Below are 14,292 nucleotides of genomic sequence, written 5' to 3'. Positions count from 1 at the left end.
CGAAAGCCGGCGCGCCGCGTGGCGGCGCCGCACCGGCCGTGAATTCATCGTGACGCCTGCGATGCGTGCGTCGTCGCGCGATACGCGCGCACCGCATCGACCATGCGCGGCCGCGGTTCGTGCGGCAGTGCGAAGCGCCGGCACGCATGCTCGGCGGCGAACATCACGGCGACGAGCGGCAGCGACAGGTAGTTCGCGAACGTCGACCACGTGACGATCGGCGCGGTTGCGAACAGCAGCGTCGACACGGCGGCGATCGCGACGAAGAACAGCGTCCACGCGAGCGTGATCTGCCGCGTGTAGCGTGCGACGGCCGGCGTGATCGCGCCGTGGATCATCGTCGCGAAGCGCGTGCACAGCGGCACCTGGCCGGCCGCGAGCGTGCGGCCGAACAGCAGCGCCATCGCGAGGTTGAAGCTCGCGTGTTCCAGATACAGGCCCCATTCGAAATGCCGGGCGAGCGGCACGCGCGCGGCCCACAGCGCGGCGGCGGCAAGCAGCCATGCCGGCACGAACCCGATGCGACGCGGCGAGCGCAGCGCCGCGCCGAGCGCGAGGAGCAGCGGCGGTACGAGCGCCATCGCGAGGCCGAAGCCGTGCGCGCCGGGCGTCGCGGCCGCGTAGTGCGCGCCGGCCTGGTAGGCCGCGACGGCGCCGACTGCGGCGAGGCCGCGCGCGACGGGCAGCAGCCGGCTCATCGGCGGCCTCCGCGCACACGGCGCGGGTACCCGTCACCGGCGGCCGGGCGGCAGCGGACGGACGGGCGAACCGGAACGGAGCGGAAGGTCGGGCGCGGCATGACTGGCGACATCGGGAAGATCGTGGCCGGACGTCGTGGTCGGGCCGTCAAACATCATATGAATGGCGGCCGGGACGCGGGTCCGGGCCGGTGGTCGGGCACGCTCATTTTAGGGCCGCGGCACCGCGTGTTCGGGGCGGGCGCGAACGGGTTTTGTAACCGATTGTATGGCGCAGGACGAACGGTTTCTCGGGGTCGGTCCATTTCCATCCAAAGCGGCTCAAGCGTCTGGTGCATTCGGGTCCCGAGACGGGCCGCGGCGCCGGCTCGCCAGTCTGTAACCATTGGCGGTATACGGCCCGATACCCGTTCGTCTAGAATCCGCGTAACTTTTACAAACGATCCCCAAATAAAGCAGGCGGGGAAGCCGGCAGACGCCGGAGGGACGGAGATTCGCACGCGCCGGGCGTGCATGGCGATTGCCGTTTCCGGGCACCTTCCGCTGCCAGGGGCCGCCTGCCCGCACGCATGATGAACGCACTGGAACAAGAGCTCGCCACGCTGATCATCGGCGAACTGAATCTCGAAGACGTCCCGCTCGAAACAGTGACGGCCGAGACCCCGCTGTATGGCGAGGGTTTCGGGCTCGACTCCATCGACATCCTGGAAATCGCACTGCTGATCTCGAAGAAATACGGCTTCGAGCTGCGTTCGGACAATCCGGACAACCAGAAGATCTTTGCGACGCTCGGTGCCCTGGCTGCATACGTGGCCGCGCACCGCACGAAGTGACGGCGTCGCGCACGGGCGCGATGCGCAGACGATGACGGCACGCGGCAGCAATCGGCAGACGATACGCGGCCGCGTCGATCGAGGTGGAACGCGATGAACGGAGCAATTCGATGCGGGCGCTCGTGACGGGCGGCAGCGGCGCACTCGGGCAGGCGATCTGCACGGCGCTCGCGCAGGCCGGCCATGAAGTGTGGGTGCATGCGAACCGCCATCTCGCGCAGGCGGAGGCGATCGCGCAGCAGATCGTCGCGGCCGGCGGCACCGCGCACGCGATCGCGTTCGACGTGACCGACGCCGATGCGACGCTCGCCGCGCTGAAGCCGTTCATCGACGATGCGCCGGTGCAGATTCTCGTCAACAACGCGGGCATTCACGACGACGCGCCGATGGCCGGCATGTCGCACCGGCAGTGGCACAGCGTGATCGACGTGACGCTCAACGGCTTCTTCAACGTCACGCAGCCGCTGCTGTTGCCGATGATCCGCACGCGGCGCGGCCGCATTGTCAACATCGCGTCGGTGGCCGGCGTGACCGGCAATCGCGGGCAGGTCAATTACGCGGCCGCGAAGGCGGGGCTGATCGGCGCGACGAAGTCGCTGTCGCTGGAGCTCGCGTCGCGCGGCATCACCGTGAACGCGGTGGCGCCCGGCATCATCGAATCGCCGATGGCCGAACAGGCGTTTCCCGCCGAACGCATCAAACAGCTCGTACCCGCGCAGCGCGCGGGGCGGCCCGACGAAGTCGCGGCGATGGTCGCGTACCTGGTGTCCGACGCCGCGGCCTATGTGACGGGGCAGGTGCTGTCCGTCAACGGCGGGCTGGCCTGACGAAGCGCGCAGCGTCGGCGTGACGTAACGCAACGCGGCGCAGCCGCGAGGTTGCGCGGCTTGCGCCGCCTAGTGAGGAAATCGAAGTGTCCGTGCATCCAGTCGACGCCGAACGGCGTCCGTGTTCCCTGTCGTCCGCCGCCGCGCCCGTTGCGCGCGGGCAGACGGCGGCCGGGCCGGCCGCATCGCGATCGGGCGCGCCGCTCGCGCACGACGGCGACCGCGCGCTGCGGCTCGTCCGGATGAGCCATGCGCGGCTCGCCGCGTTGCTGGACGATGCGCGTGGTCGTGGCGACGGATTCGAGCGCGCGTTGCCTGGCGCATTGGGCGCGGTGTGCATCGGCGCTGCCGGCCTGCAGGACGAATCGAACGCGGACGCGGCGACACGGATGCTGGCCGATGTCGTACCCGACCTGCCGGTCGCGCCGGTGCCGATGACGTTGCTCGGCGCCGGCATCGCGCCGGACGACGCCGTCTGTGAAATCTGGCAATGCGATGCGCGCGACCTGCGCAGCGAACGGCGCGGCGCGCTGCACTATCGGTACAGCGAAACGGCGGGCCTCGTGTTCGGCAGCATCGTCGTGCACGAGACGAGCGAAACGCACGAAACGCACGAAACGCACGAAACGCACGAAACGCACGAAACGCACGAAACGCACGAAACGCACGAAACGCACGAAACGCACGAAACGCACGAAACGCACGAAATGCACGAAATGCACGAAACGCACGACGGCAGCACGCCGCTCGAACGCGCGACGCACGCTGCGTACCGTGCGCTGTTCGACGTGCTCGATTCCCTCCGCATGCCGCATCCGCTGCGCATCTGGAATACCGTGCCGGCGATCAACGCGGTGCAGTTCGGGATCGAGCGCTATCGTCAGTTCAATATCGGCCGCCAGCACGCGTTCGACGCGTGCCGCCGCGCGCTGACGGGCGGCGTGCCGGCCGCATGTGCGCTCGGCTCGGTCGTGCCGGTCGCGGGTGACGCATCGCCAGCCGCGCCGCTCGCGATCCATTTCCTCGCGAGCCGCACGCCGGCCGATCCGGTCGAGAACCCGCGCCAGGTCAGCGCGTATCACTATCCGGCGCAGTACGGCCCGCGTGCGCCGACGTTCGCGCGCGCCGCCGCCTGGACGGCAGGCGACGCCGCGCCGGTGTTGTTCGTGTCGGGCACCGCGAGCATCGTCGGGCACCGCACCGTGCATCACGGCGACGTCGTCGCGCAAACGCGCGAGACGGTCGCGAACCTAGCGGCCGTGCTCAAGCAGGCCGCGCGCCAGGGGCATGGCCCGTTCTCGCTCGCCGACCTGAGCTATCGCGTCTACGTGCGCGACGCCGGCGATGCCGCGGCGCTGGCCGCGATCGAGCGCGTGCTGCGCGAGGCGGCCGGCCCCGGCGTGCGGCCGCTGATTGTCCATGCGGACGTGTGCCGCGACGACCTGCTGGTCGAGATCGAGGCCAGCGCGGGTCATCAGGAGGCGTGGCTGTCATGAAGCGAGAAAACCTCACGATCGAGCAACCGGCCCCGCACGCGGGCGACGTCGACGAAGCCTGCCGACGGTCGCCGGCAAGTCATAAACTTTTGTCAGGATCCCTGTCTTCGCAATCGGCTGTTTCCATGTCCAAGCTGCACGCCTCGTCCACCCATCTCGTCCTGATTCCGAGCTACAACCCGGGCGCCAAGGTCGACACGACCGTGCGCAATGCCCGCGCGCAGTGGAATCCGGTGTGGGTCGTCGTCGACGGCAGCACCGACGGCAGCGCCGAACGGCTGCAGGCCATGGCCGAGCGCGACCCCGGGCTGCGCGTGATCGTGCTGCCCGAGAACCGCGGCAAGGGCGCCGCGGTGCTGGCCGGGCTCGACGCGGCGGCCGCGAGCGGTTTCACGCATGTGTTGACGATGGATTCCGACGGCCAGCATCCGGCCGACCTGATTCCCGCGTTCATGACCGCGTCGCAGGCCGCGCCCGACGCGATGGTGCTGGGCGTACCGAAGTTCGACGCGAGCGCGCCGCAGTTGCGTGTGCAGGGGCGCCGGCTGTCGAACGCATGGGCCGACCTCGAGACGCTGTGGGCCGGGATCGGCGATTCGCTGTACGGGTTTCGCGTGTATCCGGTCGCGCCGCTTGCCGCGATCATGCGCCGCCAGCCGTGGATGCGCGGCTTCGACTTCGATCCCGAGGCGGCCGTGCGGCTGTGCTGGGCCGGCGTGCGGCCGATTCGCATCGACGCGCCGGTGCGCTATTTCGGCCGGCACGAGGGCGGCGTCTCGCATTTCCATTACGGCCGCGACAACGCGCTGCTCGCGTGGATGCACCTGCGCCTGTTCACCGGCTTCGCGGTGCGGCTGCCGATGCTGGTGGCGCGGCGGCTGATGCGTCGTCGCGACCAGACGGCCTGAACAGCCCCGGTTTCCCTGCCGATCGTCGCCCGGGTGCGGCGATTGCACCGTTTTTCGTTGTCAATTCCGCGCCGGAACGCCGCTTCGTTCCAGTCCGATAAGTAATGAACGTGTCATCGGATGTAAACATCTGGTAATTTTCTGCCGGATTATGCAAAATCGCCGCTCCCAAATACAACTATCGAGGGATCCGGGATGCAACTCAAGAAAGCGGTGGCAGCGTGTGGCGTGGCGTTTCTGTTGAGCGCGTGTGGCGGGATTCAGAACCTTGACGCGAACAGCCTGACGTCGGCGGGGACGAGCCTGTACAAGGCAGCGACGCTGTCGGATGCCGACATCGCCGCACTGTCGAACGACTCGTGCAAGGCGAGCGATGCCGAATCGAAGGTCGCGCCGGCGAACAGCGCGTACTCGAAGCGCCTGACGAATGTGATGAAGGGCTTCGGCAACATGACGCTGAACAACCAGAAGATCAACTACAAGGTCTACATGACCAAGGACATCAACGCGTGGGCGATGGGCAACGGCTGCGTGCGCGTGTACAGCGGCCTGATGGACCTGATGACCGACGACGAGCTGCGTGGCGTGATCGGCCATGAAATGGGCCACGTCGCCCTCGGCCACTCGAAGAAGGCGATGCAGACGGCCTACGCGGTCAGCGCGGCGCGCACCGCGGCCGGCGCGGCTTCGCCGGGCGTGGCGGCACTGACGAGCTCGCAGCTCGGCGACATCACCGAGAAGTTCATCAACGCGCAGTTCTCGCAGTCGCAGGAAAGCGCGGCCGACGACTACTCGTTCGACCTGCTCAAGCAGAAGGGCATGAACCAGAAGGGTCTGGTCACGTCGTTCCAGAAGCTCGCGAAGCTGGACGGCGGCAAGAGCTCGATGATGGATTCGCACCCGTCGTCGGCGAGCCGCGCGCAGCACATCGAGGATCGCATCGCGAAGGGCAGCTGATCGCATAACGGGTCGCCTGCCGAAGCGGGCGATCCAGCGGCGAAATGAAAAACCCCACGCTTTTCCCGGCGTGGGGTTTTGTTTTGGGGCGTGCGCCGCTTACGGCACCATGCCCGGCAGCAGGTACGCCTGCGTGAGCGTGATCAACCCGACGATCACCGCGAACAGCAGGCTGTGCCGCACCGTGAAGCGGAACAGCTCCGACTCCTTGCCGACGAGGCCCGTCGCCGCGCAGGCGACCGCGATCGACTGCGGCGAGATCATCTTCGCGGTCACGCCGCCCGTCGTGTTCGCGGCCACCGCGAGCGTCTCGGGTACGCCGAGCTGATGGGCCGTGGCCTGCTGCAGCGAGCAGAACAGCGCATTCGACGACGTGTCCGAGCCCGTCAGGAACACGCCGAGCCAGCCGAGGAACGGCGAGAAGAACGGGAACGCGGCGCCGGTCGCGGTCAGCATCAGTGCGAGCGTCGACGACATCCCCGAATAGTTCGCGACGAACGCGAACGCGAGCACGAGGCCGATCGACAGGATCGGGCGCGTCAGCTCCTTCAGCGTCTCGCCGAACGTGACGAGCGCGTCGCGCGGCTTCATCCGCAGCAGCGCCATCGAGATCAGCGCGGTCACGAGGATCGCGCTGCCCACCGCCGACACGAGATCGATCTTCAGCACCGCCTCGAGCGCCTTCGGCGTCGCGGCGATCGGCGCGGTCTTCACGACGAGCTGGTCGAGCCCTGCGACATGGAACTTCAACACGGTCGACGCGAGCGCGCCGTGCGCGGCGAACAGCGCCTTGAACGGCGCGATGCTCCATACGGTGACGACGGCCGTCAGGATCAGGAACGGCGACCACGCGCGCACGGTCTGCGCGAGCGTGTACGGCGACGCCTGCCGGCTCGTGCCGGAGCCGTTGCGCACGCCCGCGCCGCCGAAGCCCGCGAGCGCGGCGCCGCCACCCGACGCGACCAGGCCGCCGGCCGGCTGCTTCGCGGTGCGCGGCTGCCAGACCTTGAGGAACGCGGCGAGCGCGACGAGGCTGACGAGCGACGACGTGATGTCCGGCAGCTCGGGCCCGATGTGGTTCGACGTGAAGTACTGCGTGATCGCGAAGCTGCCGCCCGCGACGAGCGCGGCCGGCCACGTCTGCCGCACGCCGCGCAGCCCGTCCATCATGAACACGAGCCAGAACGGCACCGCAAGCGACAGCAGCGGCAACTGGCGGCCGGCCATTGCGCCGATATGGAGCGGATCGATACCCGTCACCTGCCCGGCGACGATGATCGGGATGCCCATCGCGCCGAACGCGACCGGCGCAGTGTTTGCAATGAGACACAGTCCTGCCGCGTGCAGCGGCTTGAAGCCGAGGCCGACGAGCAGCGCGGCCGTGATCGCGACGGGCGCACCGAAACCGGCCGCGCCTTCGAGGAATGCGCCGAACGAGAAGCCGATCAGCAGCATCTGCAGGCGCTGGTCGTCGGTGATCGACAGCACGGATGCGCGAATGATGTCGAACTGGCCGGTCTTCACGACGATCTTGTACAGGAACACGGCCGCGACGATGATCCACGCGATCGGCCACAGGCCGTACGCGAAGCCGAAGCCGGCCGCCGCGAGCGCCTGCGGCACGGGCATGCCGTACGCGAGGATCGCGACGCTGAGCGACAGCAGCAGCGTGATCGCCGCGGCGATGTGGCCCTTGAGCCGCAGCGCGGCCAGCGCGACGAAAAAGAAGATGATCGGGATTGCGGCGACGAACGCCGACAGCCCGAGGCTGCCGAGCGGCGTATAGATCTGGTGCCAAACCTGCATGGGTGTCTCCTCCATTTGTATCTGTATCTCTATGGGTACGGGCGGGTAAAGCGGGGTGCTATTCGGGCTGGCCGCGTGCGCGCAGCAGGTCGGACAGGCTGCGCGGTGCCGGTTCGAGCGGCGTGCGGTGCTGCGTCCAGCCCATCTGTTTCGCGGGTGTCAGCGCGCGCAGGCGTGTCGCGGTCCAGCGGAACGCGCGGTACGCGCGCGGATGCGCGAACGCGCCCGACCAGAAGCGCCACACGAGGTCTTCCGCGCGGTTGTAGTTCGCGCCCTGGCCGCGCAGCGGATGCGCGACGGGTTCGTCGGGCTTGCGGTTGGCCTCGGTACGCAGCCGCACGAGCAGTTGCGGGATCGGGATCCGCACCGGGCACACTTCGCCGCATGCGCCGCACAGCGTCGACGCGGTCGGCAGGTCGGCCGTTGCGTCGAGGCCGAGCAGGTGCGGCGAGATGATCTTGCCGATCGGGCCGGGATAGGTCGTCCCGTATGCGTGGCCGCCGATGCGCGTGTAGACGGGGCAGTGGTTCATGCACGCGCCGCAGCGGATGCACTGCAGCGTCGCGCGCAGCTGCTCGTCCGCGTAGGCCTGCGTGCGGCCGTTGTCGAGCAGCACGAGATGCAGCTCGCGCGGGCCGTCGCGTTCGCCGTCGCGGCGTGGGCCCGAGATCAGGTTGAAGTAGGTCGTGATCGCCTGGCCGGTGGCCGAGCGCGTGAGCAGGCTCGACAGCGGCACGATGTGCTCGAGCTTCTCGACGACCTTCTCGATCCCCATGATCGCGACGTGCGTGTCGGGTACCGTCGTCGACAGGCGGCCGTTGCCTTCGTTTTCGACGAGCCATAGCGTGCCCGTGTCGGCCGCCGCGAAGTTCACGCCCGACAGACCGATGTCCGCATCGGCGAACGCGCGGCGCAGCGCGCGCCGGCCGGTCTGGATCAACTCGTCGACGTCCTCCGTGTAGCGCGTGCCGGGGATGTGTGCCTCGAACAGCTCGGCGATGTCGCCGCGCGTCTTGTGGATCGCCGGCATCACGATATGCGACGGCTTCTCGCCCGCGAGCTGCACGATGAATTCGCCCATGTCGGATTCGATGCAGTCGACGCCGTGCTCCGCGAGGTAATGGTTCAGCTCGATTTCCTCGCTCGCCATCGACTTGCCCTTGATCACGCGGCGCGCCTTCTTCGCCTGCGCGATGCCGAGCACGATCGCGTTCGCGTCGGCGGCCGTCTCGGCCCAGTGCACGTGCACGCCGGCTTCGGTGAGCTTCGTCTCCAGCCGTTCGAGCAGCGCGGGCAGCTGCGCGAGCGCATGCTGCCGCACCGCTTCGCCGAGGTCGCGCAACTGCTGCAGCTCGGCGTCGTCGGGGAACTGGGTCGCGCGCTTGCCTTGGAGGAAGTCCATCGCGCCGCGGAAGCTCTTGCGCAGCGCGGGGTCGTCGAGCGCGGCGCGCGCGCGGGCCTTGAAGTCGCCGGGGGCGACGAATTGCAGCGTGTGGTCGCTCATTGCGGGAGGTCCTCGCGGGCGGTGGCGGCGGGCGGAGCGGCAGAATCGGTGACGATCACGACCCACAGGCGGCGCGGGCCGTGCGCGCCATAGGCCAGCGTCTGCTGGATGTCGGACGTCTTCGACGGGCCCGACACCAGCACGAGGTTGGTCGGCATGCCGGCGTGCCAGCGCTCCGCGTGGACGGCCGCGTGCAGGTCGGGATGCAGCGTGCTCGCGTGGACGAGCGCGACATGCAGCGGCGGCACCAGCGACACCGTGCGCGGCGTGCCGGCGTCGGGCGCGAGCACGACGGTGCCGGTGGCCGCGATGCCCGAGCGCGCCACGGTGAAGCCCGCATCGATCGTGTCGAACAGTTCGGTTTTCCACGCGTCGATCGGCCGGTCGAACGGCACGGGCGCGACCGTGTCGGGCAGCGCGCGGGCGAGCGCCGCGGATTCGGCGCGGGCCGGATCGAGCAGCAGGCGGTGTACGCCGGCTTCCGCGAGGCGCGCCGCGAGTTGCTCGGGCCATTCGTCGCCGGTTGCACACCAGACGTCCGCGTGCGACGCGGCGAGCGCGGCCTGCATCGTGTGGGCCAGTGTGTGCGGATCGAGAGCAGTCTCGGTCTGTGCGCGGCACGTGTCGTAGTGCGTGTCGATGCGCGCGTCGAGCGCGGGGGCGGCCTCGGCGGCGACACCCGGGGCGGCGGCGCGCAGCCGCTTGAGGATTGCGTCGCGCGCGCTCATCGCTTGTCTCCGCGCAGCGACGCGGCGCCGGCCGTGCGGCGCCACAGGAAACTGGCGAGGTGCTCGACCGGCAGCGGCGCGCCGGACTGGTCGGCCGCGTGGCCGATGTTCAGCAGGCAGCCGCAGTCGGCGGACACGAGCCGGTCGCAGCCCGTCGCGCAGGCCGACGCGACCTTGTCGCGCACCATCGCGCCGGAGATGTCGGGATGCTTCAGCGAGAACGTGCCGCCGAAGCCGCAGCATTCGGATTCGCGTTCGTGTTCGATGCGCGTCACGCCCGGCAGCGCGTCGACGAGCGCGACGCCGTGCACGCGTGTGCCCATCTCGCGGCGGGCTGCGCACGACGTATGCAGCACCACGCGCTCGTCGTCGCCGGCCGGCGCGGCGAGGGCATCGAGCCGCACGTCGAGCACATGGACGAGGAATTCGGCGAGTTCGTAGGTCCGTTCCGCGATCGCGCGGGCCTTGGGGCCGTGGACGGGATCGTCGGCGAACAGCGCCGGCCAATGGTGCCGGATCATCCCGCCGCACGAGCCGGACGGCACGATCACGGGCCACGGTTCGGCGAACAGGTCGAGCTGCGCGGCCGCGACGCGGCGCGCTTCGTCGGGATTGCCGCTGCTGTAGGCCGGCTGCCCGCAGCAGCTCTGGCCGCGCGGATAGTGGACGGTCAGGCCTTCGCGTTCCAGCAGGCGGACCGCGTCGAGCCCGGCTTCGGGGACGAACAGGTCGACCAGACAGGTCGCGAACAGATAGACGTGCGCGGGGGCGGCGGCGGGGTACTGCCTTTCGTTCATGTCTCGCTCCAGAGGCGACGGCCCGGCATGCGGATGCGGGACGACGATTTCGCTGCATAATTCCCGCGACGGCGCCGTAGCTCAAATTGGTTGGGCCAATCGGCGTGACAGGCATTCCGCAGGGAGACACGACGATGGCAGCGATGACGGCACGGGGCCGGACCGAAGTGGTGATGCGCAAGATCGAGACGGCGCTGCTCGACGGCACCTGGCCGGCCGGCGCACGCCTGCCGGCCGAGCGCGTGCTCGCGCAGCAGTACGGGGTGGCGCGCAATACGGTGCGCGAGGCGACCCAGCGGCTCGTCGCGCGCGGGCTGCTGCAGAGCCGGCGCGGCGCGGGCGTCTACGTGACGGACCAGTTGCGGGCCGGCATCGCATCGCCGTGGGGCCAGCTGGTCGCCGATCACCCCGCGCTGCGCGACGACATCCTCGAATTCCGCCGCGTGCTCGAAGGCGCGACCGCATATTTCGCCGCGCTGCGCGCCGACGCGAACGACCGGCGCCGGATCCGTGCGCTGCTGCGCGAGCTCGAAACCGCGCACGCGCACAACGACCGGGCCGTGGAGGCCGCGACCGATTCGAAGCTGCACGAGGCGATCGCGCTCGCGTCGCACAACACGATGTTCCTGCACCTGCATACGAGCGTGCTCGGGATGCTGCGCGAACACATCTCGATCAACGTGTCGGGAATGACCGAGCAGGACGAATATGCGTCGGATCTGCTGCTGCGGCAGCACCGCGTCGTGTGCGACGCGATCTGCGCGCAGCGGCCCGAGGAGGCGCGCACCGCAATGCAGACGCATATCGACTACGTGCGCAGCCACTTCGAACAAAGCGGCGATACGCGCTGAGATTGGTTGGACCGCTTCGCGGTGCAGGCCGCCGGGCGGGCGCGGGCGAACCGTGCGGGGCGGCGCGTGACGGCCGCGGCGAACGCGCGACCGGTTGCCCCGGTGGCGCGACGCCACGCGGCGGCCGCAAGCCTGTCCGGCCGCCGCCGCGCGATTGACCGTGTCGTCGGCCGCCCACTAGAATCGGCCGGAACGCCCGTCAGCCGCGCGCCGCGGCGAATGCGGACCCGTTGATCCGCCTGTCGAGGAAGCCCCGTGCTCATGTCTTTCATCCGGCACGCGCCGGCCGCCCGGTCGTGGCGTGCCGCGTGCCGCCCGGCCCGCGCGCTCGCCGCCTGCGCACTGCTGTCGCTCGTCGCGGCCTGTGCGACCCATCCGCCCGCCACCGCGCTCGATCGCCCCGTGTCCCGTGCGCTGTCGCCCGACACCGCGACGCCGCTGCGCGACGCGCTCGCCGCACCCGAAGCCGCGCATCCGGGCCAGTCGGGCTTCCGGCTGCTGGCCGACGGCGCGTCGGCGCTGCAGATGCGCATCGCACTCGCGCGGGCGGCGACGAAGACGCTCGACATGCAGTACTACATCGCGACCGAGGATACGACCGGCAAGCTGCTGCTCGGCGCGGCGCTGTACGCGGCCGATCGCGGCGTGCGCGTGCGGATGCTGGTCGACGATCTGAACTTCCGCGACATCGATCGCGTGATGGCCGCGCTGAACACGCACCCGAACATCGAGATCCGCGTGTTCAACCCGTTCGGCGCGTCGCAGCAGGGGATGGTCGAGCGCACGACCAACTTCTTCACGCGGATCGACAGCTTCACGCGCCGGATGCACAACAAGGCGATGATCGCGGACAACCAGATCGCGATCGTCGGCGGGCGCAATCTCGGCGACGAATACTTCAGCGCGAGCCCGACGCTGCAGTTCCGCGATCTCGACGTGCTCGCCGCGGGCCCCGTGACGAACGACGTCTCCGGAAGCTTCGACACCTACTGGGCGAGTGGCAGCAGCTATCCGCTGCGCGAGCTGAACCACCAGTCGTTCGACGCGAAGGACCTCGACGCGATGCGCGACGAGCTGCGCGCCCACTGGCGCAAGAACGCCGAGCCGTACAACGCGAAGCCGCTGAACGCGACGCCGCTCGCGCAGCAGATTGCACGCGACGAGCTCGGGCTCGTGTGGGCGTCGGCCGAATTCGAGGTCGACGCGCCGGACAAGGTCGCGCAGCCGACCGGCTACGTGAGCCCGCCGATGCAGCGGCTCGTCGAGCTGACGCGCCACGCGCAGCAGGAGTTCCTCGCGTTCTCGCCGTACTTCGTGCCGCACGACGCGGGCGTGAAGATCCTCGGCGAGACGACCGCGCGCGGCGTGCGGGTCGCGATCCTGACCAATTCGCTCGCCGCGACCGATGCGGTGGCCGTGCAGGCCGGCTACGGGCCGTACCGCGTGCCGCTGCTGCAGCACGGCGTCGAGCTGTACGAGTTCAAGGCGGAGCCGGGCCGGCGGCGGGCGCGGCTGTTCGGTTCGCGTTCGCGCGCGAGCCTGCACGCGAAGGCGTACGTGATCGACCGGAAGATCCTCGTGATCGGCTCGATGAACCTCGATCCGCGCTCGGCGAACCTGAATACCGAGCTGGCGCTGGTGATCCACAGCCCGGCGCTCGCGCAGCAGGTCGCGACGATCTTCGCGCGCGTGACGCAGCCCGACGACAGCTACCGCGTGAGCCTCGTGACGCCGCCGGGCGGCGGCACGCCCGAACTGGAATGGACCGGCGTCGACAACGGCGTGCCGAGCACGTACCACGTCGACCCGCATGCGGGGCTGCTGCGCAACCTGATGACCGGCATGTTCATGCTGCTGCCGGTCGACGACCAGCTGTAAAAGGGGCAGACGCGGGCAGGGCGCTCCGGCAAAACCCGCGATACCGGTGCGCGGGGAAAGGTGATATGGTTGTGTGAGCAACTATCGTTGCATCGTGAAGGTGCCGCCGGCAGCCGCATTCAAGGGGCAGGGCGGCCAGACGAACCGGGCCGCGATTTGATCCTGCGCGGCGCCAGGAGACAGGGCGCACGGCCGTACCGCCGCGCCATGCGCCCGCAACCGGAGCCTCCCCCATGCAACGTGTCCCGAACCAGCCGTTCACGCGTCCCGCGCGTTTCTCCGAAGCCGAATGGCAGGCGCGCGTGCAGCTCGCGGCGGCCTACCGCATCTTCGACCATCTCGGCTGGACCGAGCTGATCTACAACCATATCTCGCTGCGCGTGCCGGGCGAGGACGGACATTTCCTGATCAACCCGTTCGGGCTCCATTACCGCGAGGTGTGCGCGTCGAACCTCGTGAAGATCGACATCGACGGCAACGTGATCGGTCACTCCGACTGGCCGATCAACCCGGCCGGCTTCACGTTCCACAGCGCGATCCATGCGGCGCTGCCCGACGCGCACTGCGTGATGCACGTGCACACGACGCCGACGATGGCCGTGTGCTGTTCGCGCGACGGGCTGTCGTTCTCGAATTTCTATTCGGCGCAGCTGTACGGGAAGGTCGCGTATCACGACTTCGAGGGCATCACCGTGCATCTCGAAGAGGGGCGGCGCATCGTCGAGAGCGCCGGCGGCCGGCCCGTGCTGCTGTTGCGCAATCATGGGCCCGTGACGATCGGCGCGACGCTCGCGCAGACGTTCTCGCTGATGTGGCTGCTCAATCGCGCGTGCGAGGTGCAGGTCGCCACGCATGCGATCGGCGATGCGCTGTCGATCGCGCCGCCCGTGCTCGAAGGGTGCGTGCGCGATTCGCTGAATTTCGATCCGAAGCATGGCGCGGGGCAGGACGCGTTCGATGCGCTGCAGCGTCTCGTCGATCGCATCGATCCCGGCTATCGCGCGTGACG

Annotated in this window: 13 protein-coding genes; 8 read left to right on the top strand and 5 right to left on the bottom strand. The window is 69.3% G+C overall.

The window, feature by feature from the left end:
- Positions 1 to 44: 44 nt before the first annotated feature.
- Positions 45 to 698, bottom strand: coding sequence for a hypothetical protein (locus ACN8ZM_RS14870; RefSeq protein ID WP_301768898.1), 654 nt, complete (start codon positions 696 to 698; stop codon positions 45 to 47).
- A 572-nt stretch (positions 699 to 1,270) separates the two neighbouring features.
- Here ACN8ZM_RS14870 and ACN8ZM_RS14865 point away from each other — a divergent pair.
- From ACN8ZM_RS14865 to ACN8ZM_RS14845, 5 genes are all read left to right on the top strand, one after another.
- Positions 1,271 to 1,531 (top strand): phosphopantetheine-binding protein, encoded by a 261-nt coding sequence (locus ACN8ZM_RS14865; protein WP_043187455.1) that lies wholly within the window; start codon positions 1,271 to 1,273, stop codon positions 1,529 to 1,531.
- Positions 1,532 to 1,641: 110 nt separating this feature from the next.
- On the top strand, positions 1,642 to 2,358 hold the full coding sequence (fabG, locus tag ACN8ZM_RS14860) for a 3-oxoacyl-ACP reductase FabG (RefSeq protein WP_175025257.1): 717 nt from the start codon (positions 1,642 to 1,644) through the stop codon (positions 2,356 to 2,358).
- Between the two features lie 86 nt (positions 2,359 to 2,444).
- On the top strand, positions 2,445 to 3,854 hold the full coding sequence (locus tag ACN8ZM_RS14855) for an endoribonuclease L-PSP (RefSeq protein ID WP_420210219.1): 1,410 nt from the start codon (positions 2,445 to 2,447) through the stop codon (positions 3,852 to 3,854).
- Positions 3,855 to 3,979: 125 nt separating this feature from the next.
- Entirely contained in the window at positions 3,980 to 4,762 is a 783-nt protein-coding gene (locus ACN8ZM_RS14850) for a glycosyltransferase family 2 protein (protein ID WP_089451265.1), read from the top strand.
- A gap of 195 nt (positions 4,763 to 4,957) precedes the next feature.
- Positions 4,958 to 5,719: a M48 family metallopeptidase gene (locus tag ACN8ZM_RS14845; protein WP_043190526.1), complete on the top strand. Its 762-nt coding sequence runs from the start codon at positions 4,958 to 4,960 to the stop codon at positions 5,717 to 5,719.
- A 99-nt stretch (positions 5,720 to 5,818) separates the two neighbouring features.
- On the opposite strand, the gene ACN8ZM_RS14840 is transcribed toward ACN8ZM_RS14845, so the two are convergent.
- From ACN8ZM_RS14840 to ACN8ZM_RS14825, 4 genes are read right to left on the bottom strand one after another with little or no spacing between them, the layout of a single operon-like run.
- Positions 5,819 to 7,525 carry a lactate permease LctP family transporter gene (locus ACN8ZM_RS14840; RefSeq protein ID WP_420210218.1) on the bottom strand — a complete coding sequence of 569 codons (1,707 nt, stop codon included), beginning with the start codon at positions 7,523 to 7,525 and terminating at the stop codon, positions 5,819 to 5,821.
- Between the two features lie 58 nt (positions 7,526 to 7,583).
- On the bottom strand, positions 7,584 to 9,029 hold the full coding sequence (locus ACN8ZM_RS14835; RefSeq protein WP_043190533.1) for a LutB/LldF family L-lactate oxidation iron-sulfur protein: 1,446 nt from the start codon (positions 9,027 to 9,029) through the stop codon (positions 7,584 to 7,586).
- A complete protein-coding gene (locus tag ACN8ZM_RS14830) occupies positions 9,026 to 9,757 on the bottom strand; it encodes a LutC/YkgG family protein (protein WP_420210217.1) in 732 nt (243 codons plus the stop codon). The genes ACN8ZM_RS14835 and ACN8ZM_RS14830 overlap by 4 nt, the downstream gene beginning before the upstream one ends.
- Positions 9,754 to 10,554, bottom strand: coding sequence for a (Fe-S)-binding protein (locus tag ACN8ZM_RS14825; RefSeq protein ID WP_301768891.1), 801 nt, complete (start codon positions 10,552 to 10,554; stop codon positions 9,754 to 9,756). Before ACN8ZM_RS14825 ends, ACN8ZM_RS14830 begins: the two co-directional genes overlap by 4 nt.
- A 134-nt stretch (positions 10,555 to 10,688) precedes the next feature.
- Between ACN8ZM_RS14825 and ACN8ZM_RS14820 the strand changes: the two genes are divergently transcribed.
- From ACN8ZM_RS14820 to ACN8ZM_RS14810, 3 genes are all read left to right on the top strand, one after another.
- Positions 10,689 to 11,405: a FadR/GntR family transcriptional regulator gene (locus ACN8ZM_RS14820; protein WP_043190542.1), complete on the top strand. Its 717-nt coding sequence runs from the start codon at positions 10,689 to 10,691 to the stop codon at positions 11,403 to 11,405.
- Between the two features lie 255 nt (positions 11,406 to 11,660).
- Entirely contained in the window at positions 11,661 to 13,283 is a 1,623-nt protein-coding gene (locus ACN8ZM_RS14815) for a phospholipase D family protein (protein ID WP_420210216.1), read from the top strand.
- 233 nt (positions 13,284 to 13,516) lie between these two features.
- Positions 13,517 to 14,290: a class II aldolase/adducin family protein gene (locus ACN8ZM_RS14810; protein WP_420210215.1), complete on the top strand. Its 774-nt coding sequence runs from the start codon at positions 13,517 to 13,519 to the stop codon at positions 14,288 to 14,290.
- Positions 14,291 to 14,292 lie beyond the last annotated feature (2 nt).

Source organism: Burkholderia aenigmatica, from assembly GCF_048627025.1.
In the GTDB taxonomy this organism is placed as follows: Bacteria; Pseudomonadota; Gammaproteobacteria; order Burkholderiales; family Burkholderiaceae; genus Burkholderia; species Burkholderia aenigmatica.
Note: the sequence above shows the minus strand (reverse complement) of the source record. Positions and strands in the feature narration are given on the sequence as shown.